Here is a 22,665-nt window from a genome sequence, read left to right as displayed (position 1 = left end):
TATCGGGCTTCGGCGGGGCGAAATCAAGCACGAGCCAAGGCTTTGCTCTTGCCGGGGGCGGGCTTGTCGAGCTCCAGATTGAACACGGCGAGCAGCGCCTGGCGGACCAGCAACTGCCGTCCGGTCGAGGTGATCTTGGCCCCGGTGAGGTCGGTGACGTAGAAGACGTCGACCGCCTTCTCGCCGAAGGTCGCGATATGGGCCGAGGCGATGTTGAGGTTGAGCTTCCCGATCGCGGTGGTGAGATCGTAGAGCAGGCCGGGTCGATCGAGGCCCGAGACCTCCAGCACCGTGTGCCGTGACGACAGCACATTGTCGATGATGACCTCGGGCGCGACCTGGAAAGTCCCGCCGCGCGGCGGCGGGGCGCGGCGCTGGGCGACGAGATCGGCGATCTTGATCTCGCCCTTGAGTGCGCGCTCGATCGCGGCGGCGATCCGCTCGGCCCGGCGCAGTTCATCATCGTCGCGCTCGAAGGCGCGCGAGACGAAGATCGTGTCGAGCACCAGCCCGTCCGTGGTGGTGAAGATCTGCGCGTCGACGATATTGCCGCCGGCTGCGGCACAGGCGCCGGTGACGATGGCGAGCAGGCGCGGATGGTCGGGCGCCAGCACGGTGAGCTCGGTCACGCCGCGGAACTGGTCGGTCTCGACCCGTGTCGCGGTGGTGCGGCCGGCGATCTCGGCCTCGCGCAGGAAGCGGGCATGCTGCTCCTGCCGCTCGGGCTCGACCTTGAGCCAGTAGGCCGGATAGTGCCGGGCGAGATAGGCGGCCCGCTCTTCCTCAGTCCAATCGCCGAGGCGTAGCTCCAGCGCCTCCTGCTTGCGCTCGACCCTGGCCTTGCGCTCGATGCCGGAATGGCCGCCGGCGAGCACGACCTCGGTCTCGTAATAGAGCGTGCGCAGCAACTGGCCTTTCCAGCCGTTCCAGACGCCGGGTCCGACCGCCTTGATGTCGGCGACGGTGAGCACCAGCAAGAGCTTCAGCCGCTCCAGCGTCTGAACGATGGCGGCGAAGCTCTCGATCGTCTTGGGGTCGCCGAGATCGCGGCTCTGGGCGACGGTCGACATCACCAGATGGTTCTCGATCAGCCAGACCACCGTCTCAGTCTGCGCATCGGTGAGGCCGAGCCGCGGGCAGAGCTTGCGGGCGATGCGGGCGCCGGCGACCGAGTGGTCCTCCGGCCGGCCCTTGGCGATGTCGTGCAGAAAGAGCGCGACATAGAGCGCGCGCCGGTTGGTGATCGTCGCGAAGATCGAGTTCGCCAGGGGATGCTCGGCTTCGAGCTTGCCGCCGTCGATCTCGGCGAGGATGCCGATCGAGCGGAGCAGATGCTCGTCGACCGTGTAGTGATGATACATGTTGAACTGCATCATCGCGACGACGCGGCCGAAATCCGGGATGAAGCGGCCGAGCAATCCGGATTCGTTCATCCGGCGCAGCACCGCTTCCGGCGAGCGCCGTGCCGTCAGGATCTCCAGGAAGATGCGGTTGGCCTCGCGGTCCTGCCGCAATTGCGGCGTGACGAGCCGGAGCGACTGCGTCACCAGCCGGCTGGTGTCGGGGTGGATGGCGAGGTCGTCGCGGCTGGCGATCTCGTAGAGCCGCAGGAGGTTGACCGGATCGCGCTTGAAGGCCTCGTCGTCGATCACGGCGAGACGCTGGCCCTGCAGGGTGAAATCGGGATGGCCGAGCGCCCGCACGCGCCGCCGCTTGGTGAAGGTGCCGATCAGGTTGGTCAGGCTGGCGCGCGGCTTCTGCTGGCGCGCCTCCAGCGCGGCGCAGACGATGGCGGTGAGGTCGCCGACATCCTTGGCGACGAGGAAATAGGCCTTCATGAAGCGCTCGACCGGCGCCTGGCCGCTGCGGCCGGCATAGCCGATCGCGGCCGCGACCTGGCGCTGCAGATCGAAGGAGAGCCGCTCCTCGGCCCGCCCGGTGATGAAATGCAGCCAGCAGCGCACCCGCCAGAGGAATTCCTCCGAGCGCTGGAACATCGCGAACTCGCGCGCATCGAACAGCCCGGCCTCGACCAGCTCGGCGGAATCGTCGACGCGGTAGGAGTACTTGGCGATCCAGAACAGCGTGTTGAGGTCGCGCAGGCCGCCCTTGCCGTCCTTGACGTTTGGCTCGACCAGATAGCGCGAGGAGCCGGCGCGGGCGACGCGGGTCTCGCGCTCGGCGAGCTTGGCCTCAGTGAAGACGGCGGCCGTGCCCTCGGCGATCTCTGTGCCGTAGCGCCGCTGCAACTCGGCGAACAGCGCTGCGTCGCCGCAGATCAGACGTGCCTCCAGCAGCGCGGTGCGGATCGTCATGTCCGCCCGGCCCTCGCGGATGCAGTCGTCGACCGAGCGCACGGAATGCCCGACCTTCAGCTTCAGGTCCCAGAGCGGGTAGAGCATCGCCTCGACCACGCTCTCGCCCCAGGCGGTCTGCTTGTCCGGGAAGAGGAAGAGCAGGTCGACGTCGGAGCCCGGCGCCAGCGTGCCGCGGCCATAGCCGCCGACAGCGATGACGGCGATGCGCTCGCCGGCGGATGGGTTGTCGACCGGGTAGAAGTGCCGCGTCGCCGCTGCATGCAGGCTGGCGACCACGCTGTCCATCACGCCGGACAACCGCTTGGCGCAAGACAAGCCGTTGCGGGTGCGAGCTAGGATCTCTCGTGCCGACTGGCGCCCTTCTTCGAGGCTGTCGCGCAGGGCACTGATCAGGGCGCTTCGTAGGCCGTCGCGATCCCCTTTGCCGAACGGCCGCGCCAACCTGCCGACCGCAGCTGTGGGATTATCGATGAACTCGGCGAGGCGGGGTGCTGGCTTGTCAGGGGAGGGCGGCACTGAACGAGGCTCTTCGAGACTTTCGGCAGACGCGGCGATCAGCGATCCCTAGCACGAACGGGGCCAGGCGCGGAAACATAATTCAACATACAAGAATTGTGAAAATGAGCATCTCACAGCAGTAGACGTCTTGTTTGACAAAGAGAACGATCGAACCTATCAATCGGACACGCGCCGATTTGAGCCAGCAGCTTGCGGGCGCGAAACAAGTGCAGCTAAAGCGGGGGCGCTGGAGGCTGATTGCCTCCTCATCCCTTCGCGCAAAGTCTTCGAAGGGGAACGCCATGCCGATCATCTCATTTCCGACCCGCCGTGCCGTGCTCGCCGGCCTCGCTGCCGCCTTGCTCGCCTTCGGCAGCGCGCAGGCGCAGGCGCCGAAGGAAATCCGCGTCGACTACGCCACCTACAATCCGGTCAGCCTGGTTCTGAAGGATCGCGGCATCCTCGAGAAGGCTTTGGAGGCCGATGGCATCAAGGTGCGCTGGGTGTTCTCGGCCGGCTCGAACAAGGCGCTCGAATTCCTCAATGCCGGCTCGCTCGATTTCGGCTCGACCGCTGGCGCCGCCGCGCTGATCGCCAAGATCAACGGCAATCCGATCAAGTCGATCTATGTCTATTCGCGGCCGGAATGGACGGCTTTGGTCACCGGCGCCAAGAGCGAGGTCACCAAGGTCGCCGATCTCAAGGGCAAGCGCGTCGCCGTCACCCGCGGCACCGATCCGCATATCTTCCTGGTCCGCTCGCTGGCCGAGGCCGGCCTGACCGAGAAGGACGTCAAGCTCGTGCTGCTGCAGCATGCCGACGGCCGGCTCGCTTTGGAGCGCGGCGATGTCGAGGCTTGGGCCGGGCTCGACCCGATGATGGCCGCTGCCGAGGTCGAGGCGGGCGCCAGGCTCTTCCATCGCAAGGCTGCCGACAACACCTGGGGCGTGCTCAATGTCCGCGAGGAGTTTTCCGAGAAGAACCCCGAGCTCGTCCGCAAGGTGCTCAAGGCCTATGAGGAGGCCCGCGCCATCGCCCTCGCCAACCCGGCCGAGGTCCGGAAGGCGCTGGTCGAGGCGACCAAGCTCTCCGACGCGGTGATCGAGCGCCAGCTCACCCGCACCGAACTGACCCACAGCACGATCGGTGCGGGGCAAGCCGAAACGATCCTCGCCGCGGGCCTGGCCCTGCAGCAGGCCGGCGTCCTGCCTGCCACTGCCGACGTCAAGGCGACGGTCGATGCGCTGATCGACAAGCGCTTTGCCGCGACCAACTGAGCGGGCATGATCCCGTCGCAATGACTTCGATCGAGATCGCAGACACCATCGACGAGAAGCCGGCCGCGCCGTCTGCGCGGCCGGCTTCTCGCGTCGGCCTGCGGCTCGCCGGTTTTCTGCTGCCGGTCGTCCTCGCGATCCTCTGGGAAATCCTCGTCCGGGCCGGGCTCGCCAATGGCCGATTGATGCCGCCGCCCAGCGTGGTCGGCAAAACACTCTGGCAGCTCGCCGTCAGCGGTGAGCTCTGGACCCATGCGGCGGCGACCCTCTGGCGCGTCAGCGCCGGCTTCGGCATCGGCGCCGCCGTCGGCACGGCTTTGGGAGCCTTGACCGGCGCCCTGCCGCTGGCGCGCGGCCTGCTCGACCCGACCTTGCAGGCCCTGCGCGCCATCCCCTCGATCGCCTGGGTGCCGCTCTTCATCCTCTGGTTCGGTATCTTCGAGGCCTCGAAGGTGGCGCTGATCGCGGTCGGCGTCTTCTTCCCGGTCTATCTCGGCGTCGCCGCCGCGATCCTCTCGATCGACCGCAAGATCGTCGAGGTCGGCCGCGTCTTCCGCCTCGGCCGGCTCGCCATGGTCCGGCGCGTGCTGCTGCCGGCGATCCTGCCCGACTGGTTCACGGCATTGCGTGGCGGCCTCGGCCTCGGCTTCATGTTCGTCGTCGCCGCCGAGATCATGGGCGCGAGCGAGGGCCTCGGCTACCTCCTGGTCGACGGCCAGCAGCTCGGCCGGCCCGACACCATCATCGCCGCAATCATCGCTTTCGCCGTGCTCGGCAAGCTGGCCGACGGCTTGCTGCTCGCGCTGACGCGCCCCTTCCTCGCCTGGCAGGACACCGCCAGGGACAGGCTCTGAGGGCGCGATGCTGACCTTCGACGATCTCTCCAAGACCTATGCCGACGGCACCCGTGCCCTCTCCGGCATCGACATCTCCGTCGCTGCCGGCGAGATCCTGGCGCTGGTCGGCGGCTCCGGCTGCGGCAAGACCACCTTGCTGCGCCTCGTCGCCGGGCTCGACCGACCGAGCGAAGGCCGCATCCTCCTCGACGATGCCGCCATCACCGAGCCGCGCGCCGATGTCGGCGTGATCTTCCAGGAGCCGCGCTTGCTGCCCTGGCTCTCCGTCGCCGACAATGCCGGCTTCGGCCTGAGCCATCTGCCCGCGGCGGAACGCGCACGTCTCGTCACTGGGGCGCTTGTCCGCGTCGGCCTTGCCGGTTACGAAGCGCGCTGGCCGCGCGAGCTCTCCGGCGGCCAGCAGCAGCGCGTCGCCATCGCCCGCGCCCTCGTCACCCGGCCGAAACTCCTGCTGATGGACGAGCCCTTCTCGGCGCTCGACGCCACCACGCGCGCCAGCCTGCACGGCCATCTCCTCGCGCTCTGGGAGGAGAGCCGGCCGACCGTGGTGATGGTGACGCACGATGTCGAGGAGGCCGTGACGCTGGCCGACCGTATCGTGGTGATGCAGCCCAGGCCCGGCCGCATCTTCGACGAGCTCGACAACCCGCTGGCCCGCCCGCGCGACCGGCTCTCCCCGGCCTTCGAGGCGACCAAGCGCGAGGCGTTGCGTACCCTCGACCGCTCGCTCACCGACAGCGAGCCGCGCCAGCACAAGAGCGCCGAGAGCGCCGGCATGTGGTGGTAAGCGCTGCGGGGAACAAGCGCCGCAGGTCGTAGTTCAACCAGGATGATCGACCACACCGGTATCGTTGTCACCAACCTCGCCAAGGCGCGCCGCTTCTACGATGCGATCGCCCGGCCTCTCGGTCTCGCCACCGCCTCCAACAGCCCGGAATCCTTCCTGTTCGGACGCAGCGCCGAAGAGCCGATCCCCTATCTCTGGATCGGCACGATCCGCCCGTCCTATTGGGTCGAAGGCTCGCGCGCCGGGCTGAACCAGGCCCATATCGCCTTCATCGCGCCGGACAAGGCAGCGGTCGATGCGTTCTACCAAGCGGCGCTTTCGGCCGGCGGCCGCGACAACGGCCCGCCTGGCCCGCGCGAGGGCGCCGGCGACTATTACGGCGCCTTCGTGCTCGACCCCGACGGCAACAATATCGAGGCCTGCGTGCGCGGCGCTGCGGCGCGCTGACTGGCAGTTCCGCCCGCCCGCGCTTCGTGCCAGCCTGTGCCGGTTTGCAGCTGCCCGACCTCGAGATGATCACCACCAAGCGTCTTCACTTGCGCCCGTCGACAGTGGCCGACGCGCAACGCGCCTTCGAGATCCAGTCCGACCGGGCCGTCACGCGCATGCTGCGGATGGCCTCGTTCCCGCCTGACCAGGCTGAGATCCAGATCTGGTTCGCCGACCACTGGCGCGAATGGACGGCAGGGGAGGCCCATCGTTTTGCCGTGATGCTGGACGGCCGGATGATCGGACTGGTCGACATCGACGAAATCGCCGGCGGCGAGGGTGAGCTCGGCTATTGGTTCGAGCACGCGGCCTGGGGCCAAGGTTTTGCCTCCGAGGCGGCGAGGGCGGTCGTGCGGTTCGCCTTCACTGACGCGGGCCTGTCGGCGCTCCGCTCGGGTCACGCCGCCGACAATGCTGCATCGGAACGGATTCTGGCCAGGCTGGGTTTCCGCTTGCTCGACCAGGTCGAGCGTACCTCGCGATCGCGCGGAGAGATCGTGCTGCAATGCAGCTACCGACTGATGCGGGACGAGTTCGTTGAGCGAGATCGTCTGTTTGACAAAACGGACGCTCAGACCTTATGAAAGGACACGCGCCGATTTGAGCCTCAGCTTGCGGGCGCGAAACAAATGCAGCTAAAGCGCGGGACGACGGGATGGCTTGATGCCGTCCGCGCTCCCTCCGCCTTGTTATGGAAGGAGCCAGTTGATGTCGGCCGCTCTTCACGATCCCTCCCATTCGTCCGACGACTTTCTGCCTCGCCCTGCGGCCGGCCAGGTCGTCGCCTTGCTTGGCACCCCGGAGGCGCGCTCCGCGGCGCTTCGTGCACTCGCTGGCCCGGCCGGCGAGGAGGGAACGGTGCCGACCGCCGAGCTCGGCCTGCTTTGCGCCCGGCCGCGCTTCTTCCCCTGGCTCAGCCTCGCCGAGAACCTCGCCTTCGCTTTGCCGAAAGCGACGCCGTTCGAGCGCGAGGGCCTGATCGCCAATGTGCTGGTCCGCGTCGGCCTCGCCGCGCAGGCGACGCAGCGTCCGGAAGCGCTCTCGCCCGAAGGGCTGCTGCGGCTCGCCATCGCCCGTCTCCTACTGTTGAGGCCGCGTCTGCTGCTGATCGACGAGCCCTTCGCGGCGCTCGATGTCGAGGCGCGTGGACGGCTCGCCGCCTTCCTGCCGGAGCTCTGTACGCAAGGGCGTCCCGCGGTCGTCATCGCCACCGGCTCGGTTGAGGAGGCCGTGCGCCTGGCCGACCGCATCCTCGTCCTGCCGCAGCACCCGGGCCCGGTCGCCTTCAGCCTCGACAATCTGCTCGCCCGCCCGCGCCAGGAGGGGTCCGTCGGCTTCGTCGCTCTGCGCCGCGAATTGCGCCGGGTGCTCGAAAAGGAAAGCCGGCATGTCCTGCCGGAGGTGGAGGCGGCGGCCTGAAGCGGCTAGACAGGCCGCGACCCGTTTCTGGCCGAGGATCACGATCATGGACGTCACCGCGCTGCGCGCTCTGCAGGCCCCGCTCAAGGACAAGTATCGTGAGGCGCCCGATGCGGCGGTGATCACGCTGAAAGCCAAAGGCGAGCTCGACGACCAGCACATCGCCTGCAAGGTCGAGACCGGCCGGGCGATCGCGCTCGCCGGCCTGCACCCGGCGACCGGTGGCTCCGGCGCCGAGCTCTGCTCCGGCGACATGCTGCTGGAGGCGCTCGTCGCCTGCGCCGGGGTCACGCTGAAGGCGGTCGCGACCGCGCTCGAGATCGAGCTGAAGAAGGGCACGGTTCGGGCCGAGGGCGATCTCGATTTCCGCGGCACGCTCGGCGTTGCCAAGGACGCCGCCGTCGGCTTCAAGGCGATCCGCCTCTTCTTCGACGTCGAGACCGATGCGCCGCAGGACAAGCTCGACACGCTGCTCAAGCTGACCGAGCGCTATTGCGTCGTCTTCCAGACGCTGAACGTGAAGCCGGAACTCTCGGCCAACCTCGCGCGGGCCTGATCAGACGGGCATCGGGCGCGGTGAGCCATCCGCCTCCGTCGCCTCCGGTTCCTGCGAGATCGGTGCTGTCATCGGGTCGATGATCGCGAAGGGGCGCTCGGACATCTGTTCGGGCGCGGCGCGCTGCCGGATGCGCAATGCGGCGAGGGCGGCGAGCAGGGCGCTGATCGCGGCCATGAAGTAGAGCAGGCCGTTGATGTCGAGCCGCGCCATCACCTGCGCGCCGAGGATCGGGCCGAGCGCCGAGCCGAAACCACTCACCAGGATCAGCCGGCCGCTGACGGCGACGACGCGGTCCTGCGGCATGCGGTCGAGCGCATGCGCGACGCAGACCGGATAGAGCGTCGACATGAAGCCGCCGAGGAGAGCCGCGACCGGCAGAACGGCGCCAAGATGGCGCGGTACGAGGTCGAGCGCGACGGCAGCGACCGAAAAGCCGAGCGCCAGCCCCGCCAGCACGATCCGGCGGTCGCCGCGGTCCGAAAAACGGCCGACCGGAACCTGGAAGGCGAAGCCGCCGAGCACTGCGACCAGCATGAACAGCGCGATCGTCTCCTGCGGAACGGCATTGCGCGCCATCCAGGCCGGGAACAGCGCGTAGAAGGCGCTGCTGATCATGCCGGCGATCACGCAGCCGATCACCGAGATCGGCGCTTGCCGCGTCAGCTCGCCATAGGGCAGCGAGGCTTCCGGGTTGAGCGTCGGCGCTTCTGCGCGCGTGGTGCTGACCATCACCAGCGCCAGTGCGAACAGCGCCACGATGATGTTGAACGGCATGGCGGTTTCGACCGGCAGCTTGCCGATCAGCAATTGGCCGGCGGCGAGGGCCAGGAAGGTGCCGACCATGTAGATCGAGAAGATGCGGCCGCGCTGGTCCGCCGGAGCCTTGGCGTTGAGCCAGCTCTCGGTGGTGATGAACAGGCCGACGCAGCCGATTCCGATCGCCATCCGGCATGCGATCCAGCCCATGGGCGAGACGAAGAGCGGCATCGCCGCCGTCCCGACCACGACCATCCCCGCGAAGGCGGCATAGGCCCGGATATGGCCGATGCGCTGGATCACCAGCCCGCACCAGACGGCGCCGATGGTGAAGCCGACGAAATAGGCACTCAGCACGATGCCGGTCAGCGTCGCCCCGAAACCCTCGCTCGTCAGCCGCAGCGACAGGAACGTGTTGAAGAAGCCGTTGGCGAGCTGCACGAGGCTCGTCGCGGCGATGAGCGTTCCGATCTGAACGAGCAAGGTTCACGGCCTCCGGCGCAGTCTGGGAAGACCCGCAACTCAACCCCGGAATGTGATCTCGCCATGGCGGCGGGCCCGATTTGGACAATAGGCCGCGCCCGCAGTGATACGAGGCTGAGAGCGGCGGGTTTCGTCACAAAACTGGCTCTGCAACTGCGATACATGCCCTGATCGGGCCAAGATCGGGCCGTCCTGCATTGCTCGCTCCGATCGCAGGCGCCGCGACAGGAGATTTGCATGCCGGTTCTCGCAGCCATCGTCGGCGCCATCACCACCGGCGTGATCTATTGGATGATCTGGGGCGGCGGCATGGAATATGTCAGCCAGCGACTCAGCGCCGGCAGCGAGCAGAAGCGCCGCGATTTGCTGAGCCGGCGCCGCGCCGAGTCGGAAGCCGAAGCGCGCCGCACGGCCTTGAAGACGCTGCCGGAAAGCCGCGACGGCGCCGTGGCACTGATGTGCCTCGTCGCTCGCGAGCGTGGTGAGCCGACGACCGAGCAGCTCGACCTGATCCGCAGCGAGATGCGCGTCATGCTGGAATACGGCGCGGATCTCGATGAGCGCCTCGTGCTGGCGCAGCACGCCGTCAAGGCCTCGCCTTCGAAGACGATCGCGCTGATGGATCTGCGCGACCTGCTGCGACCGCATCTCACGCGGGCGGAGTTCGAGGAGCTTTTCGGGATGCTGCGCCGGGTCGCCGCGCTGCATGGCGGGCCGACCGATGGTCAGGATAGCCTGATCGGCGAGGCCGAGCGGCAATTGCCCCGGCCGCGCTGAGGTTAGGCGCAGCGTTCACTCCGCCGCCTTCAGCTTCACCTCTTTGGCGAAGGGCAGCGCCGGCTCATTCGGGCGGGCATCGTCGAATTCGAGCGCGCCGATCTTCTCGGCCCGGCCGGTGACCTTGCCGGCCGAAGTCTTGATCTGGGCGACGTCGTCCTGGGCCTGGCGGAAATGGTTGTCGAGCTTGTCGACGCGATCGCCGAGCCGGCGGACGTCGTCGAGCAATTTGCCGACCTCCGACTGGATGACCTGCGCCTCCTCGCGCATGCGGGCATCGCGCACCAGCGACTGCATCAGCTGGATCGCCAGCGCCAGCAGCGAGGGCGAGACGATCATCACCCGCGCCCGGTGCGCCTTCTGGATGACGTCGTCAAAATGCTCATGCAGGTCGGCATAGATCGCTTCCGACGGCACGAAGAGCAGCGCCATGTCCTGCGTCTCGCCCGGCAGGAAATAGCGCTCGGCGATATCCTTGACGTGCTGGCCGACATCGGCGCGCACCCTGGCCGAGGCCTGCTTCTTGGCGTCGTCGCCGCGCGCCTCGCGCAGCAGGGTGAAGCTCTCCAGCGGGAACTTGGCGTCGATGACGAGGCCGCGCCCGTCGCCCGGCAGGGTGACGAGGCAGTCCGGCCGCTTGCCGGTCGAAAGCGTCGGCTGGAAGGTGAAGAACGCCGCCGGAAGCCCATCGCGGATGATCGCTTCCATCCGGCCCTGGCCATAGGCGCCGCGCGCCTGCTTGTTGGCGAGTACGTCCTTCAGCGTCACCACCTCGCCGGTGAGCTCGGTCAGGTTCTTCTGCGCGTTGTCGATGACGGCAAGCCGCTCCTGCAGCTTGCCGAGGCTCTCATTGGTCTGGCGGACATTCTGCTCCAGCCCGGCGCCGACCTGCTGGCGCAAGCCGTCCATCCGCTCGGCCATGATGCGGGCAAGGTCACCCTGCCGGGTCGAGAGGATCTCGGCCATGGTCTGCATCCGGCCGGTGAGCTCGGCCTGCAGCCGGTTCATCTCGGCGACCTTGTCGTCCATCTCGCGGGCGCGCTCGGCCGCCATCGCCGCTTCCAGCTCGCGCCGGCGCGAGCCGCGCCAGGACGAGAGCAATGCCAGCACCAGCAGGATGAGCGTCAATCCGGCGAAGCCGAAGGCGGCCTCGGCCCAGCTCACGGGGCGTTCCAGCAGGACGAAGGCGATCTGGTTCATCCTGGGAGCCTACACGATTCGGGTGGCAATTCTAGAACGAAAGCGGAACAGTTTGACCGCTTCCCCACAAGAGCTTATGTCGCCGCAACTTCCGACAATCGTTTCAGAGCGCCCTATGGCTATCCGCCCCCTCGTCATCCTGCCCGATTCGATGCTGCGCAAGGTTTCCGCGCCGATCGGCGACATCACGCCGGAGATCCGCAAGCTTGCCGATGACATGCTGGAGACGATGTACGACGCGCCGGGAATCGGCCTCGCCGCGATCCAGATCGGCGAGCCGGTCCGCCTCATCACGCTCGACGTCTCGAAGCAGGCGGCGGAAGGCGAGGAGCAGAAGCGCGAGCCGAGGGTCTTCATCAACCCGGAAGTGACCTGGCGCTCGGAGGAGCTCAGCTCCTATGAGGAGGGCTGTCTCTCGATCCCCGAATATTACGAGGAGGTCGAGCGGCCGGCGCGGGTCAAGGTCGCCTATCGCGATCTCGACGGCAATGCGCATGAGATCGAGGCGGACGGCCTGCTCGCCACCTGCCTGCAGCACGAGATCGACCATCTCAACGGCGTGCTCTTCATCGATTACCTGTCGCGGCTGAAGCGCGACCGGGTGAACAAGCGCTTCGCCAAGGCGGCGAAACGGGATAGCGCGGCCTGAGCGGCTGGAGCGTCAGAGCATGAGCTTGCGCGTCATCTTCATGGGCACGCCGGATTTCGCCGTGCCCACCCTGACCGAGATCATCGGTCAGGGCCACGAGGTCGTCTCGGTCTACACCCGCGCCCCGGCGCCGGCCGGGCGCGGCATGGAGCTGCGGCCCTCGCCGGTCCAGGTGACGGCCGAGCGCTTCGGCATCCCGGTGTTCTCGCCGAAGACGCTGAAGAACGCCGAGGCGGCCGAGATCATGGCCTCGCATCAGGCCGATGTCGCCGTCGTCGTCGCCTATGGCCTGATCCTGCCCAAGGCGATCCTGGAGGTACCGGAGCTCGGCTGCCTCAATCTGCATGCCTCGCTGCTGCCGCGCTGGCGCGGCGCCGCGCCGATCCAGCGCGCCATCATGGCCGGCGATGCCGAGACCGGCGTCTGCGTGATGAAGATGGAGGAGGGGCTCGATACTGGCCCGGTCGCCATGGTCGAGACGCTGGCGATCGACGGCAACGCCACCGCCGGCGACATGCATGACCGGCTCGCCAGCCTCGGTTCCGACCTGATGGTGCGGGCGCTCGCCGCGCTGAGCCGTGGCGGCCTGCGCTTCACGCCGCAGCCCGAAGAGGGCGTCACCTATGCCAGCAAGATCGGCAATGACGAGGCCAAGCTGAGCTGGAATCGGCCGGCACAGCAGGTTCATGATGTCGTACGCGGCCTCTCGCCCTTCCCGGGCGCCTTCATCGAGGTCGACCTCGGCAAGGGTCCTGAGCGGCTGAAGCTCCTGCGTACCGCTCGCGCCGGCGGTGCGGCCGAGCCGGGCACGCTGCTCGACGACGAGGGCACGGTCGCCTGCGCGGTCGGGGCGGTGAAGCTGCTCCAGGTCCAGCGCGCCGGCAAGGGGCCGATGAGCGCCCAGGAATTCCTGCGCGGCGCGAGGCTGTCTGCCGGCGCGAAACTGTAGCGATGCCTCGGTACAAGCTCGTCATCGAATATGACGGCACGCCCTTCTCGGGCTGGCAGCGCCAGCTCAACGGGCCGTCGGTACAGCAGAGCGTCGAGGAGGCGATCGAGGCCTTCTGCGGCCATGCCGTGCGCCTGCATTGCGCCGGGCGGACCGATGCCGGCGTTCATGCCACCCATCAGGTTGTCCATGTCGATCTCGACAAGGGCTGGCGCGCCGATGTCGTGCGCGACGCCAGCAATGCCCGGCTGAAACGCCTGCCGGTGGCGGTGCTGAGCGCCGAGGCGGTGCCGGATAGCTTCGACGCTCGCATCTCGGCGACGCGCCGCTATTACATCTATCGCATCCTCGACCGTCGGGCTCAGCCTGCGCTCGACAAGAACCGGGTCTGGCATGTCCCGGTCAAGCTCGACCACGAGGCGATGGACCGCGCCGCCAAGGCGCTCATCGGCCATCACGACTTCACCACCTTCCGTGCCGCCGAATGCCAGGCCAACAGCCCGTTGCGCACGCTCGACCGCTTCGACTGCCGGCGCGAGGGGGCCGAGATCGTCGCCTATGTCCATGCCCGCTCCTTCCTCCACCATCAGGTCCGCTCCATGGTCGGCTGCCTGAAGATGGTCGGGATGGGGCGCTGGCCGGAGAACAAGGTCGGCAAGGTGCTGGCGGCGCGTGACCGCTCGCAATGCGCAGCGCTGGCGCCGCCCTGCGGGCTCTATCTCGCCGGCGTGGATTATTGAGGCCAGATTGCTGAGTTGAAGTCAGAACCCGGCCAGCCCAAAGGCCTGGATGACGGAGTAATCCGCCAGCAGGCTGGCGCAAGTGATCGCGCCGGCGATCCCGGCGTCGGCGCCGAAGGCGGCGCGCGCCACGCAATAGCGCAGCCTCAGCACGATCGTCGCGAAGGCGAGGGTTTGAAAGGTCGCGATGCCCGGGTTCGACCAGCCCAGCGCGAAGACCGTCGCCGGCACCGCCATCAGCGCCGCCGAAACGATGCCGGCCCAGTTCCAGGCGATGATGAAGCCGGTGAAGCGCGGATTGTGGGCGAGGTTCGGGGCGATCCCGATCAGCAGCGCCGGCACGGCTAGCACCGCCAGCATCTCGGCGGTGACGACCGCCGCGAGCAGCCCGGGGGCATCGAAGAGGCCGCCGCTGTTCGAGAGGCCCGCGAGCGTCCGTTCGGCCGCCAGCACCGGGATCATCGATGGAATGGTGAGGATGAGCGCGAGATAGGAGCGCCAGAAGCCGTCGCGGCTGAGATCGAGATCAGGCAGGGCCTTCGCGTCGGCCCATAGCAGGCGCCAGGAAGCGGCGAGCGATCGCGTCACATCGTCGGCAGCAAGCCTCATGGCCCAACCCTCCGGACGTCACGGCATTAGACTTTTGTCTAATGTGAGCGTCAGGGTCGATTCCGTCAAGCGCGCTGCGCCGCGGCAAAATAATCCGTTAGTAAACGATGCGTGATCCGCTCCAACGTTATCAAGTCGGCCGTGGCGACGCGCTCGTCGATCTGGTGCATGGTCTGGCCGACGACGCCGTATTCGACGACAGGGCAGTAGTTCTTGATGAAGCGGGCGTCGGAGGTGCCCCCGGTCGTCGACAGCGCCGGGCGCTTGCCGGTCTCGGCTTCGACGGCGTCCGCGACCATCGCGACGAACGGTCCGGGCTGGGTCAGGAAGGCGACTGCATTGGTCGGCTCGAAGCTGGTCTCGTAGCGCACGGCATTGCCGGCCGCCTCGCGCAGGCGGCGCTCGATCTCGGCGGCGAGCGTCTCCGGCGCCCAGAGATCGTTGAAGCGGATGTTGAACACGGCCCTGGCCTGCGCCGGAATCACGTTGGTCGCGGGGTTGCCGACATCGAGCGTCGTCAGCTCGAGATTGCTCGGGCCGAAATGCTCGGTGCCGGCGTCGAGCGGTGTCGCCTCGAGCCCGGCGAGCAACCGCACCATGCCGCGGATCGGATTCTGGGCCAGATGCGGATAGCCGACATGGCCCTGCACGCCCTGGACTGTGAGCTTGCCGGTCAGCGAGCCGCGCCGGCCAATCTTGATCATGTCGCTCATCGCAGCCGGGTTGGTCGGCTCGCCGAGCAGGCAATGGTCGAAGCGTTCGCCGCGCTGGTCGGCCCAGGCGAGGAGCTTGACGGTGCCGTTGACCGCCGGGCCTTCCTCGTCCCCGGTGACCAGGAAGGCGATCGAGCCCGGTGCATCCGGATTCTCGCGGCGATAACGGATCGCTGCTGACGCCATGGCAGCGAGCCCGCCCTTCATGTCGCAGGCGCCGCGGCCATAGAGCGCGCCGTCGACGATGTCCGCCGCGAACGGATCATGCGTCCAGGCAGCGAGGTCGCCGGGCGGGACGACGTCGGTATGGCCGGCGATGACGAGGACCGGCCCCTCGCTGCCGATGCGGGCATAGAGGTTCTCGATATCCGGCATGCCCGGCTCGGAGAACACCGGCCGCTCGACGCTGAAGCCCTCGGCGCTCAGCACGGCGCTGAGCAGCGAGAGCGCGCCGCCTTCGGCGGGCGTCACTGAAGGACAGCGCACCAAGGCTTGGGTGAGGGCGATCGGATCGGTGGGGTCGAAGTCGAAGGGGGCGGGTGTGTTGGGGCTCATCGAGCCCGTTTAGCAGTCCCTAGGTGCTCTGCAAGCGGCGCATCGCGGTCGACGCCCGGCATCAGCCCGAGATCGACTAGCGCGACCAGCCAGGCCATCGTCGAGATCGCGATTAGCGACGGGGCCCAGGCATAGCCGAGCAATGGCTGCACTTCTCGCGGCAGCACGATCGCACAGACCAGCATGATGCCGAAAAGCGACGAGCCGCCCCGGTCGGTCGCGCGCTTGGCGGCTAGCGCAGCCCAGGGGAACAGGGCGAAGGCGTTGGCGAAAGCAACGGCCATCGCCGCTGATTGTCGGTCCACCAGGCGCGGGGCGCCCCATTGGATCGCCAGCAGGCAGAATGCGAGCGCGATGCTGCCGAGCCAGAGCTGGCGCAGCCCGATTCGGCCGTCGAGATCGGTGAACAAGCGGATTGCGGACATGCGTCAAGCTCCGATTCCGTATCCTTGCACGCCTGGGCGCGCGAATGAAGCACATGGTGAATAAAAGGTTAATGCCTCCGAACCGGTTGTATCGCCAGAGAAAATGCTTGAATGCGGCCGGGCGCGCCGCTAGCTGCGAAGCGTTCTCCGGATTTTCAGGAAGGCCACTCGGCTTGATCGGTGGGTGGCAGGTTGACTGAGCGGCGTGGCTGCGCTGCCGAGCGAGGTTTTGGGTATGACAATTCGTCTGCACCGCGGCGATCTTCCCGATGGGTTCGAGCCGGGGCCGGTCCTGGCGATCGACACTGAGACGCTGGGCCTCAATCCGCAGCGCGACCGGCTTTGCGTGGTGCAGCTCTCGCGTGGCGACGGCACCGCTGACGTCGTGCAGATCCCGAAGGGCAGCCCGGTGCCGGCCAATCTCTGCCGCATCCTCGCCGATGCGAGCGTGTTGAAGCTCTTCCACTTCGCCCGCTTCGACATCGCGGCGCTGGAGAACGCCTTCGGCGTCGTCACCACGCCGGTCTACTGCACCAAGATCGCCTCCAAGCTGGTGCGTACCTATACCGACCGGCACGGGCTGAAGGACCTCGTCCGCGAACTCCTCGGCGTCGAGCTCTCGAAGCAGCAGCAATCCTCGGACTGGGGTGCCGACACGCTGACCGAGGCCCAGCTCGGCTATGCCGCCTCCGACGTGCTGCATCTGCACGCACTAAAAGCGAAGCTCGACGTGCTGCTGGAGCGCGAGGGGCGCATGCATCTCGCCAAGGCCTGCTTCGACTTCCTGCCGACGCGCGCCGAACTCGATCTCGCCGGCTGGCCCGAAGTCGACATCTTCGCGCATACGTAAAGTTGATGTATTTGAGCTAGGTCATCCGTCTGGCGGTCGCCGGACCGGTCGCTGTTGCCTGTCGACATGCGCCGGTTCGACATGAAAAAGCCGCTGGTGGCTGGCAATGGGCGGGCATGAGCTTGGCGATCACATCTCCTGAAACGCGCAGTCCGACGGCGATTCGGGCGCAGATGCGGCAGAGCGCCTTCCGGGCGGCTCGCCGGCATTCCGCGCTCGTGCGCCTGTTGCGGCGCCTGATTCCGGTCGGAGCGATCGTCGCGGTGGTGGGGCTGATCATCGTCCCCTTCCTCAATCCGCTGCGCCAGGCTGGCAATTTCTCGCTCGGCGGGATCAGCCTGTCCGGCGGCAAGGTGGTGATGGAAGCGCCGAAACTCGCCGGCTATCGCAAGGACAACAGTCCCTATGAGGTCACGGCCGACTCGGCCCTGCAGGATGTGCGCAACCCGACGCAGATCGAGCTGGTCAAGATGACGGCGCGCGTGCTGATGAAGTCGGAAGGCTGGATCAACATCAACGCCCGGAGCGGCCATTTCGACCAGCAGAAGGAAAGGCTGAAGCTGGTCGACGATGTGAAGATCCGCACCGAGTCGGGCTATGATGTCAGCATGCGCACGGCCGATGTCGACTTCAAGGGCGGGACCGTCAACTCGCGCGAGCCGGTCAAGGTCAATCTCGGCACGACCACAATCGACGCCGACACGCTCGATGTGAAGGACAATGGTGCGCTCATCACCTTCGAGGGGCGCGTCCACGTCCTGATCGAGAATGCGCCGGCGCGCAGCCTGGCCGGGCCGGAGCGCGAGGGCAGCACGCCCAATGTCGAAGCCCTTCGCCCGGCGTCCAAGCCGTGAGATCATCGTACCCAACCATGCAGGTCAGCCACAGGTCGCCGATGAAACCCTTCGCTCTCGCTCTTGCTGTCCTGGTCGCGCCGGCCCTGTCAGTCGCCGCGCTGGCGCAGCAACAGCCCGCGCGGCCCGGCTCGCCCCCTGCCGCAGCGCCAGCTGCTGCGAGCGCGGCGCCGGCCAAGCCGGCCAAGCCCCGGGGCGGCGCGCCAGGCTCGCCTTTCGGCGGCATGGGCGGCGACAGCAAGGAGCCGATCAAGATCGACGCGAACAAGCTCGACGTGCTCGACAAGGACAACAAGGCGATCTTTTCCGGCAACGTCGTCGCCGTGCAGGGCGAGACCACCGTGCGTTGCTCGGTGATGACCGTGTTCTACGAGGGCCGTGGCCAGGGCGGGGCGGCGAAGCCCGCGCAACCGGCTGCTGCGCAAGGCCAGGGGGGCAATGACGGCGCGATCAAGCGGATCGAGTGCACCGGCCCGGTCACCGTCGTCTCGAAGACCCAGGCTGCGACCTCGGACAACGCCGTCTTCGACCGCGCCAACAACAAAGTGATCATGACCGGCAACGTCGCCTTGAACGACGGCCCGAACATCACCCGCGGCGATCAGCTCGTCTACGACACCCAGACCGGCGTCGCCAACGTGACCTCGAAAGGGCGCGTCCAGGGCTTCTTCGTGCCGAACCAGGGCGAGGAAGGCAAAGACAAGAAGGACGGCAAGGACAACAAGGCGGGCGCCAAGCCGGCGGCCACGCCGACCAATTGAGCTTTCCCTTGCGGCAGGGGTGGCTGCAAGAAGGCGTTGCCAGTTCGGCGCGCCTCGCATACCAGAGCGGACCCATGTCGAACGTCAGCAGCGCGCGCTTCCTCCTGTGACGGTATCCATCTCTCCTCCGCCTGAGGCTGCCCAGCAGGCGCAGCCCAATCCGACGCGGCCGGCCAAGGCGCCGGCGGCGCGCCCCGGCCTGTTCAGCAGGCTCGGCGGGCTCTTCGGCAGGGGCAAGCAGGCGGTTGAGGACGACGTGCAGCCCGGTCCCATCGCGAGCGCCGTCGGTGGCGCCGGCATCCTTGCCGTCAGTGGCCTGCGCAAGACCTATGGCGCCCGCAATGTCGTCAGCGAGGCCTCGCTCTATGTCCGCAATGGCGAGGCTGTCGGCCTGCTTGGGCCGAACGGCGCCGGCAAGACCACGATCTTCTATATGATCACCGGCCTGGTCAGCGCCGATCTGGGTGTGATCTCGCTCGAGGGGAACGACATCACCAACCTGCCGATGTACCAGCGCGCCCGGCTCGGCATCGGCTACCTGCCGCAGGAGGCCTCGATCTTCCGCGGCCTCTCGGTCGAGGACAATATCCGCGCCGTGCTCGAAGTGGTCGAGCCGAACCGCAAGAAGCGCGAGCGCGAGCTCGACAAGCTGCTAGACGAGTTCAACATCACCCGTCTGCGCAAGGCGCCCTCGATCGCGCTCTCGGGCGGCGAGCGCCGCCGCTGCGAGATCGCCCGCGCCCTTGCCGGCCGCCCCTCCTTCATCCTGCTCGACGAGCCCTTCGCCGGCATCGATCCGATCGCGGTCGGCGATATCCAGGAACTGGTCCGGCAATTGACCGACCGCGGCATCGGCGTGCTGATCACCGACCACAATGTCCGCGAGACGCTGGGGCTGGTCGACCGTGCCTACATCATCCATTCCGGCCGCGTGCTGACCGAGGGCTCGCCGGCCGAGATCATCGCCAATGCCGATGTCCGCCGTGTGTATCTCGGCGAGGATTTCCGCCTCTGAGCAGGCTGGCGCTGCAGCTGTTCGGGATTGCGGATGCTGCAGTGCATTAACTTCCCGAGGCGAAAGCCCGCATGGGGCTTTGACGCCGCTGCACCGCACAGCTAGTCTGGCTCACAGGCAAGAACCGTGCCGAGTTGTCGCAGGCTAAGGAGTCGGGATCGCGATGGCGATGATGCCACGCATGGAGCTGCGCCAGGGCCAGTCCCTGGTGATGACGCCGCAATTGCTGCAGGCGATCAAGCTGCTCCAGCTCTCCCATCTCGAACTGCAGAGCTTCGTCGAGGGCGAGCTGGAGCGCAATCCGCTGCTCGAGCGCAGTGACGAGGCTCCGGAGCCGGGTTCGCCGAACGGTGCGGGGGAAAGTCCGCACACCGCCGACGCAGAGACCTATGCTCGCGCCGAAAGTCTCAACACCCAGGAAGGCATGGAGGGCAGGCTCGGCACCGGCCTCGACAACGTCTTCCAGAACGAGCAGCCGCAGGCGGCGAGGCTCGAGACGCAAGGAGCCGACAGCCTGCCGATCATCGGCGGGAGCTATGGCGGCTCCGGCGGCTCCTTCGAGGAGGGGCCGGAAGGCTTCGAAAGTGGCCTGACCAGCGAGCTCTCGCTGCACGAGCATCTCAGCGCCCAGCTCGATCTGGCCGTGACCGCGCCGGCCGAGCGGCTGATCGGCCGCCACATCATCGATGGCGTCGACGATTCGGGCTATCTGACCGAGCCGCTGGCTGACATCGCCGAACGCCTCGGCGTCGACCTCGCCAAGGTCGAGCAGGTCCTCGCCATCGTCCAGGGCTTTGATCCCAGCGGTGTCGCCGCCCGCGATGTCAGTGAGTGCCTGGCGATCCAGTTGCGCGATCGCAATCGCTACGATCCGGCCATGCAGGCCCTGATCGCCAACCTGCCACTCCTCGCCAGGCGCGACTACGCCGCCCTCAAGCGCGTCTGCGGCGTCGATGACGAGGACATCGCCGACATGGTCGCCGAGATCCGGCGGCTCGACCCCAAACCCGGGCGCGCCTTCGGCGGCTCGGCGGCCGAGACGGTGGTGCCGGACGTCTTCATCCGTGCCGCGCCGGACGGTTCCTGGCTGGTCGATCTCAACCCCGACACATTGCCGCGGGTGCTGATCAACCAGACCTATCACGCCCGTGTCTCGAAGGCGGCCCGCAGCGATACGGAGAAGGCTTTCATCGCTGAATGCCTGCAGACCGCGAACTGGTTGACGCGCTCGCTCGAGCAGCGCGCCCGCACCATCCTCAAGGTCGCAAGCGAGATCGTGCGCCAGCAGGACGGCTTCTTCGCTTACGGCGTCGAGCATCTGCGTCCGCTCAATCTGAAGACCGTCGCCGATGCCATCGGCATGCATGAGTCGACCGTCTCACGCGTCACCTCGAACAAGTACCTCGCCTGCTCGCGCGGGGTCTTCGAGATGAAATACTTCTTTTCCGCCGCGATTGCCGCGACCGGTTACGGCGAGGCGCATTCGGCCGAGGCCGTGCGCTATCGCATCAAGCAGATGATCGACGACGAGCCGCCAAAGGATGTGCTCTCGGATGACGCGATCGTCACCAGGTTGAAGGAGAGCGGCATCGACATCGCCCGCCGCACCGTGGCGAAGTACAGGGAATCGCTGCGCATTCCCTCCTCGATGGAACGCCGTCGCGAGAAGGCGGCGATGGCGCTGGCCGGGCGCTGACGAATACGCCGCGTCAGGTTGATTTTGCGCTGCAGCGCGAAACGATCATCGGACCATGAGCCGCTTGCAGCCTCGCCCTGCCACTCGTGCAACTGCGCCGCTCCGCACATTGACAACCCCATGAGGCCGTTCTTACCTCCTTGGGATGGTCGGCTACTGGCCATGGCGACAAGAAGGGGAAGCACTCCATGAGCTTGCGAATCTCCGGCAAGAATCTCGACGTGGGCGCAGCCCTGCGTGGGCAAGCCGAGACCAGGGTCGCCGCAGCGTTGAGCAAGTACTACGAGGGCGGCTATCAGGGACACATCACCGTCGGCAAGGACGGTACCGCTTTCAAGACCGATGGCGTCCTGCACCTGTCCTCCGGCATCACGCTCGAAGCCTCCGCCACCGCGCATGATCCCTATGCCAGCCTCGACAAGATGGCCGAGCGCATCGAGAAGCGCCTGCGCCGCTACAAGCGCCGACTGAAGGATCGCGCCGCCGCTGCGGCCAATGGGCGTGAGCCGTTGATGGAAATCCCCAGCTATGTGATCGCCGCTCCGGACGACGACATCGAGGAGCACGAGGCCGATCACGCTGGCGAGAATCCGGTAATCGTGGCGGAATCGACCAAATCCCTGCATCAGATGACGGTCGTCGATGCGGTTGCCGAGCTCGATCTGACCGGCGCGCCTGTGGTTATCTTCCGCCATGCTGGCAATGGCCGCATGAACGTCGTATACCGCCGCCGCGACGGCAATATCGGCTGGATCGATCCGCCGGCTTCTCTTTCTTGAAGTCCCGCCGCTGATGGGGTTCGGGTGCCGGCCGGGATGCGGGCGGCGCCCGCGTTCCGGCACGGGACATGCATGGATTGGCCTATGACGCTGACCGATCTTCTCCGGCCCGATGCGGTGATCTCGCCGTTGCGCGCCAACAGCAAGAAACAAGCCCTGCAGGAACTGGCGCAGCACGCTGCCCTCCTCACCGGCCTGCCCGAGCGCGAGCTGTTCGAAGCCCTGCTCCAGCGCGAGCGCCTCGGCTCGACCGGCATCGGCGATGGCATCGCGATCCCGCATGGCCGCATGGCCGGGATCGACCGGCTCGTCGGCCTGTTCGCCCGCGCCGAGAAGGCGATCGATTTCGAGGCGCTGGACGGCCAGCCGGTCGACATCATCTTCGTGCTGATCGCGCCGGAAGGGGCGGGGGCCGACCACCTCAAGGCACTGGCCCGCGTCGCCCGCGTGCTGCGCAACCAGGCGGTGCTGGAGCAGGTGCGCCACGCGCATGACCCGGCGGCGATCTATGCCATTCTGGCGGAGACCGCTGCCAAGGCAGCCTGAACGGGCCGCGTCGCCGTCGCGACTTGGAATGATTTCAGTCTGGGCTTGGAGGCGTTGCCCCGAGGGGCTATGACGCGGCGAAAGAGGCGCCCCGCGCGGCGCCG

The 22,665-nt window shown here is 67.3% G+C and carries 24 protein-coding genes; 18 read left to right on the top strand and 6 right to left on the bottom strand.

The window, feature by feature from the left end:
* Positions 1-23 precede the first annotated feature (23 nt).
* Entirely contained in the window at positions 24-2,789 is a 2,766-nt protein-coding gene (locus tag AC07O0_RS18480) for a [protein-PII] uridylyltransferase (protein ID WP_494625452.1), read from the bottom strand.
* A 329-nt stretch (positions 2,790-3,118) separates the two neighbouring features.
* Here AC07O0_RS18480 and AC07O0_RS18475 point away from each other — a divergent pair, with 329 nt between their 5' ends.
* From AC07O0_RS18475 to AC07O0_RS18445, 7 genes are all read left to right on the top strand, one after another.
* Positions 3,119-4,093: an aliphatic sulfonate ABC transporter substrate-binding protein gene (locus AC07O0_RS18475; RefSeq protein ID WP_494625144.1), complete on the top strand. Its 975-nt coding sequence runs from the start codon at positions 3,119-3,121 to the stop codon at positions 4,091-4,093.
* Between the two features lie 20 nt (positions 4,094-4,113).
* The gene (locus tag AC07O0_RS18470) at positions 4,114-4,947 is read left to right on the top strand and encodes an ABC transporter permease (RefSeq protein ID WP_494625143.1); all 834 of its coding nucleotides are present in this window, start codon (positions 4,114-4,116) and stop codon (positions 4,945-4,947) included.
* A 7-nt stretch (positions 4,948-4,954) separates the two neighbouring features.
* The gene (locus AC07O0_RS18465) at positions 4,955-5,737 is read left to right on the top strand and encodes an ABC transporter ATP-binding protein (protein WP_494625142.1); all 783 of its coding nucleotides are present in this window, start codon (positions 4,955-4,957) and stop codon (positions 5,735-5,737) included.
* A 42-nt stretch (positions 5,738-5,779) separates the two neighbouring features.
* The gene (locus AC07O0_RS18460; RefSeq protein ID WP_494625141.1) at positions 5,780-6,184 is read left to right on the top strand and encodes a VOC family protein; all 405 of its coding nucleotides are present in this window, start codon (positions 5,780-5,782) and stop codon (positions 6,182-6,184) included.
* Positions 6,185-6,249: 65 nt separating this feature from the next.
* Positions 6,250-6,810, top strand: coding sequence for a GNAT family N-acetyltransferase (locus AC07O0_RS18455; protein ID WP_494625140.1), 561 nt, complete (start codon positions 6,250-6,252; stop codon positions 6,808-6,810).
* Positions 6,811-6,934: 124 nt separating this feature from the next.
* Positions 6,935-7,645: an ATP-binding cassette domain-containing protein gene (locus tag AC07O0_RS18450; RefSeq protein ID WP_494625139.1), complete on the top strand. Its 711-nt coding sequence runs from the start codon at positions 6,935-6,937 to the stop codon at positions 7,643-7,645.
* Between the two features lie 46 nt (positions 7,646-7,691).
* Positions 7,692-8,201, top strand: coding sequence for an OsmC family protein (locus AC07O0_RS18445; protein WP_494625138.1), 510 nt, complete (start codon positions 7,692-7,694; stop codon positions 8,199-8,201).
* On the opposite strand, the gene AC07O0_RS18440 is transcribed toward AC07O0_RS18445, so the two are convergent.
* Positions 8,202-9,443, bottom strand: a complete 1,242-nt coding sequence (locus tag AC07O0_RS18440; protein ID WP_494625137.1) for an MFS transporter — start codon at positions 9,441-9,443, stop codon at positions 8,202-8,204.
* A gap of 237 nt (positions 9,444-9,680) precedes the next feature.
* Here AC07O0_RS18440 and AC07O0_RS18435 point away from each other — a divergent pair, with 237 nt between their 5' ends.
* Positions 9,681-10,220, top strand: a complete 540-nt coding sequence (locus tag AC07O0_RS18435) for a hypothetical protein (protein WP_494625136.1) — start codon at positions 9,681-9,683, stop codon at positions 10,218-10,220.
* 15 nt (positions 10,221-10,235) lie between these two features.
* Here AC07O0_RS18435 and AC07O0_RS18430 read toward each other — a convergent pair whose 3' ends face one another.
* Positions 10,236-11,420: a DNA recombination protein RmuC gene (locus AC07O0_RS18430; RefSeq protein ID WP_494625135.1), complete on the bottom strand. Its 1,185-nt coding sequence runs from the start codon at positions 11,418-11,420 to the stop codon at positions 10,236-10,238.
* Between the two features lie 115 nt (positions 11,421-11,535).
* On the opposite strand from AC07O0_RS18430, the gene def reads away from it, so the two are divergent.
* Genes def through truA form a run of 3 tightly spaced genes read left to right on the top strand, consistent with a single transcriptional unit; the run spans position 11,536 to position 13,758 of the window.
* The gene (gene def, locus AC07O0_RS18425; RefSeq protein ID WP_494625134.1) at positions 11,536-12,069 is read left to right on the top strand and encodes a peptide deformylase; all 534 of its coding nucleotides are present in this window, start codon (positions 11,536-11,538) and stop codon (positions 12,067-12,069) included.
* A 19-nt stretch (positions 12,070-12,088) separates the two neighbouring features.
* Positions 12,089-13,018 (top strand): methionyl-tRNA formyltransferase, encoded by a 930-nt coding sequence (gene fmt, locus AC07O0_RS18420; RefSeq protein WP_494625133.1) that lies wholly within the window; start codon positions 12,089-12,091, stop codon positions 13,016-13,018.
* Positions 13,019-13,020: 2 nt separating this feature from the next.
* Positions 13,021-13,758: a tRNA pseudouridine(38-40) synthase TruA gene (gene truA / locus AC07O0_RS18415; protein ID WP_494625132.1), complete on the top strand. Its 738-nt coding sequence runs from the start codon at positions 13,021-13,023 to the stop codon at positions 13,756-13,758.
* A gap of 21 nt (positions 13,759-13,779) precedes the next feature.
* Here the strand turns inward: truA and AC07O0_RS18410 are convergent, their stop codons facing one another.
* The 3 genes from AC07O0_RS18410 to AC07O0_RS18400 form a co-directional block, all read right to left on the bottom strand.
* Positions 13,780-14,367, bottom strand: a complete 588-nt coding sequence (locus AC07O0_RS18410; RefSeq protein WP_494625131.1) for a hypothetical protein — start codon at positions 14,365-14,367, stop codon at positions 13,780-13,782.
* Between the two features lie 65 nt (positions 14,368-14,432).
* The gene (gene dapE / locus AC07O0_RS18405) at positions 14,433-15,635 is read right to left on the bottom strand and encodes a succinyl-diaminopimelate desuccinylase (protein ID WP_494625130.1); all 1,203 of its coding nucleotides are present in this window, start codon (positions 15,633-15,635) and stop codon (positions 14,433-14,435) included.
* Positions 15,632-16,060, bottom strand: coding sequence for a hypothetical protein (locus tag AC07O0_RS18400; RefSeq protein ID WP_494625129.1), 429 nt, complete (start codon positions 16,058-16,060; stop codon positions 15,632-15,634). The genes dapE and AC07O0_RS18400 overlap by 4 nt, the downstream gene beginning before the upstream one ends.
* A 235-nt stretch (positions 16,061-16,295) precedes the next feature.
* Here AC07O0_RS18400 and AC07O0_RS18395 point away from each other — a divergent pair, with 235 nt between their 5' ends.
* The 7 genes from AC07O0_RS18395 to ptsN all read left to right on the top strand — a co-directional run bounded on the left by AC07O0_RS18395 (position 16,296) and on the right by ptsN (position 22,561).
* Positions 16,296-16,910, top strand: a complete 615-nt coding sequence (locus tag AC07O0_RS18395; RefSeq protein WP_494625128.1) for a ribonuclease D — start codon at positions 16,296-16,298, stop codon at positions 16,908-16,910.
* 173 nt (positions 16,911-17,083) lie between these two features.
* Positions 17,084-17,764: an LPS export ABC transporter periplasmic protein LptC gene (gene lptC, locus AC07O0_RS18390; protein ID WP_494625127.1), complete on the top strand. Its 681-nt coding sequence runs from the start codon at positions 17,084-17,086 to the stop codon at positions 17,762-17,764.
* Positions 17,765-17,805: 41 nt separating this feature from the next.
* Positions 17,806-18,525 (top strand): LptA/OstA family protein, encoded by a 720-nt coding sequence (locus AC07O0_RS18385; RefSeq protein WP_494625126.1) that lies wholly within the window; start codon positions 17,806-17,808, stop codon positions 18,523-18,525.
* A gap of 199 nt (positions 18,526-18,724) precedes the next feature.
* Complete coding sequence (gene lptB / locus AC07O0_RS18380; protein WP_494625451.1) at positions 18,725-19,540, top strand: LPS export ABC transporter ATP-binding protein; 816 nt, start codon at positions 18,725-18,727, stop codon at positions 19,538-19,540.
* Positions 19,541-19,703: 163 nt separating this feature from the next.
* Positions 19,704-21,236: an RNA polymerase factor sigma-54 gene (rpoN, locus tag AC07O0_RS18375; RefSeq protein ID WP_494625125.1), complete on the top strand. Its 1,533-nt coding sequence runs from the start codon at positions 19,704-19,706 to the stop codon at positions 21,234-21,236.
* Positions 21,237-21,424: 188 nt separating this feature from the next.
* Entirely contained in the window at positions 21,425-22,015 is a 591-nt protein-coding gene (hpf, locus tag AC07O0_RS18370; RefSeq protein ID WP_494625124.1) for a ribosome hibernation-promoting factor, HPF/YfiA family, read from the top strand.
* Between the two features lie 84 nt (positions 22,016-22,099).
* The gene (gene ptsN / locus AC07O0_RS18365) at positions 22,100-22,561 is read left to right on the top strand and encodes a PTS IIA-like nitrogen regulatory protein PtsN (protein WP_091833628.1); all 462 of its coding nucleotides are present in this window, start codon (positions 22,100-22,102) and stop codon (positions 22,559-22,561) included.
* The last annotated feature ends 104 nt before the right edge of the window (positions 22,562-22,665 follow it).

It is taken from the genome of Allobosea sp. GW821-FHT10B12 (assembly GCF_059415545.1).
The sequence above is the reverse complement of the archived record's forward strand: the minus strand, read 5'-3'. Positions and strand labels throughout refer to the sequence as shown.

Bases quoted from the DNA above. Each gene is read 5' to 3' on its own strand.
- AC07O0_RS18475 (WP_494625144.1), top strand. From the start codon at position 3,119: ATGCCGATCATCTCATTTCCGACCCGCCGTGCCGTGCTCGCCGGCCTC.
- AC07O0_RS18470 (WP_494625143.1), top strand. From the start codon at position 4,114: ATGACTTCGATCGAGATCGCAGACACCATCGACGAGAAGCCGGCCGCG.
- AC07O0_RS18465 (WP_494625142.1), top strand. From the start codon at position 4,955: ATGCTGACCTTCGACGATCTCTCCAAGACCTATGCCGACGGCACCCGT.
- AC07O0_RS18460 (WP_494625141.1), top strand. From the start codon at position 5,780: ATGATCGACCACACCGGTATCGTTGTCACCAACCTCGCCAAGGCGCGC.
- AC07O0_RS18455 (WP_494625140.1), top strand. From the start codon at position 6,250: ATGATCACCACCAAGCGTCTTCACTTGCGCCCGTCGACAGTGGCCGAC.
- AC07O0_RS18450 (WP_494625139.1), top strand. From the start codon at position 6,935: ATGTCGGCCGCTCTTCACGATCCCTCCCATTCGTCCGACGACTTTCTG.
- AC07O0_RS18445 (WP_494625138.1), top strand. From the start codon at position 7,692: ATGGACGTCACCGCGCTGCGCGCTCTGCAGGCCCCGCTCAAGGACAAG.
- AC07O0_RS18435 (WP_494625136.1), top strand. From the start codon at position 9,681: ATGCCGGTTCTCGCAGCCATCGTCGGCGCCATCACCACCGGCGTGATC.
- AC07O0_RS18430 (WP_494625135.1), bottom strand. From the start codon at position 11,420: ATGAACCAGATCGCCTTCGTCCTGCTGGAACGCCCCGTGAGCTGGGCC.
- def (WP_494625134.1), top strand. From the start codon at position 11,536: ATGGCTATCCGCCCCCTCGTCATCCTGCCCGATTCGATGCTGCGCAAG.
- fmt (WP_494625133.1), top strand. From the start codon at position 12,089: ATGAGCTTGCGCGTCATCTTCATGGGCACGCCGGATTTCGCCGTGCCC.
- truA (WP_494625132.1), top strand. From the start codon at position 13,021: ATGCCTCGGTACAAGCTCGTCATCGAATATGACGGCACGCCCTTCTCG.
- AC07O0_RS18410 (WP_494625131.1), bottom strand. From the start codon at position 14,367: ATGAGGCTTGCTGCCGACGATGTGACGCGATCGCTCGCCGCTTCCTGG.
- dapE (WP_494625130.1), bottom strand. From the start codon at position 15,635: ATGAGCCCCAACACACCCGCCCCCTTCGACTTCGACCCCACCGATCCG.
- AC07O0_RS18400 (WP_494625129.1), bottom strand. From the start codon at position 16,060: ATGTCCGCAATCCGCTTGTTCACCGATCTCGACGGCCGAATCGGGCTG.
- AC07O0_RS18395 (WP_494625128.1), top strand. From the start codon at position 16,296: ATGACAATTCGTCTGCACCGCGGCGATCTTCCCGATGGGTTCGAGCCG.
- lptC (WP_494625127.1), top strand. From the start codon at position 17,084: ATGCGGCAGAGCGCCTTCCGGGCGGCTCGCCGGCATTCCGCGCTCGTG.
- AC07O0_RS18385 (WP_494625126.1), top strand. From the start codon at position 17,806: ATGAAACCCTTCGCTCTCGCTCTTGCTGTCCTGGTCGCGCCGGCCCTG.
- rpoN (WP_494625125.1), top strand. From the start codon at position 19,704: ATGGCGATGATGCCACGCATGGAGCTGCGCCAGGGCCAGTCCCTGGTG.
- hpf (WP_494625124.1), top strand. From the start codon at position 21,425: ATGAGCTTGCGAATCTCCGGCAAGAATCTCGACGTGGGCGCAGCCCTG.
- ptsN (WP_091833628.1), top strand. From the start codon at position 22,100: ATGACGCTGACCGATCTTCTCCGGCCCGATGCGGTGATCTCGCCGTTG.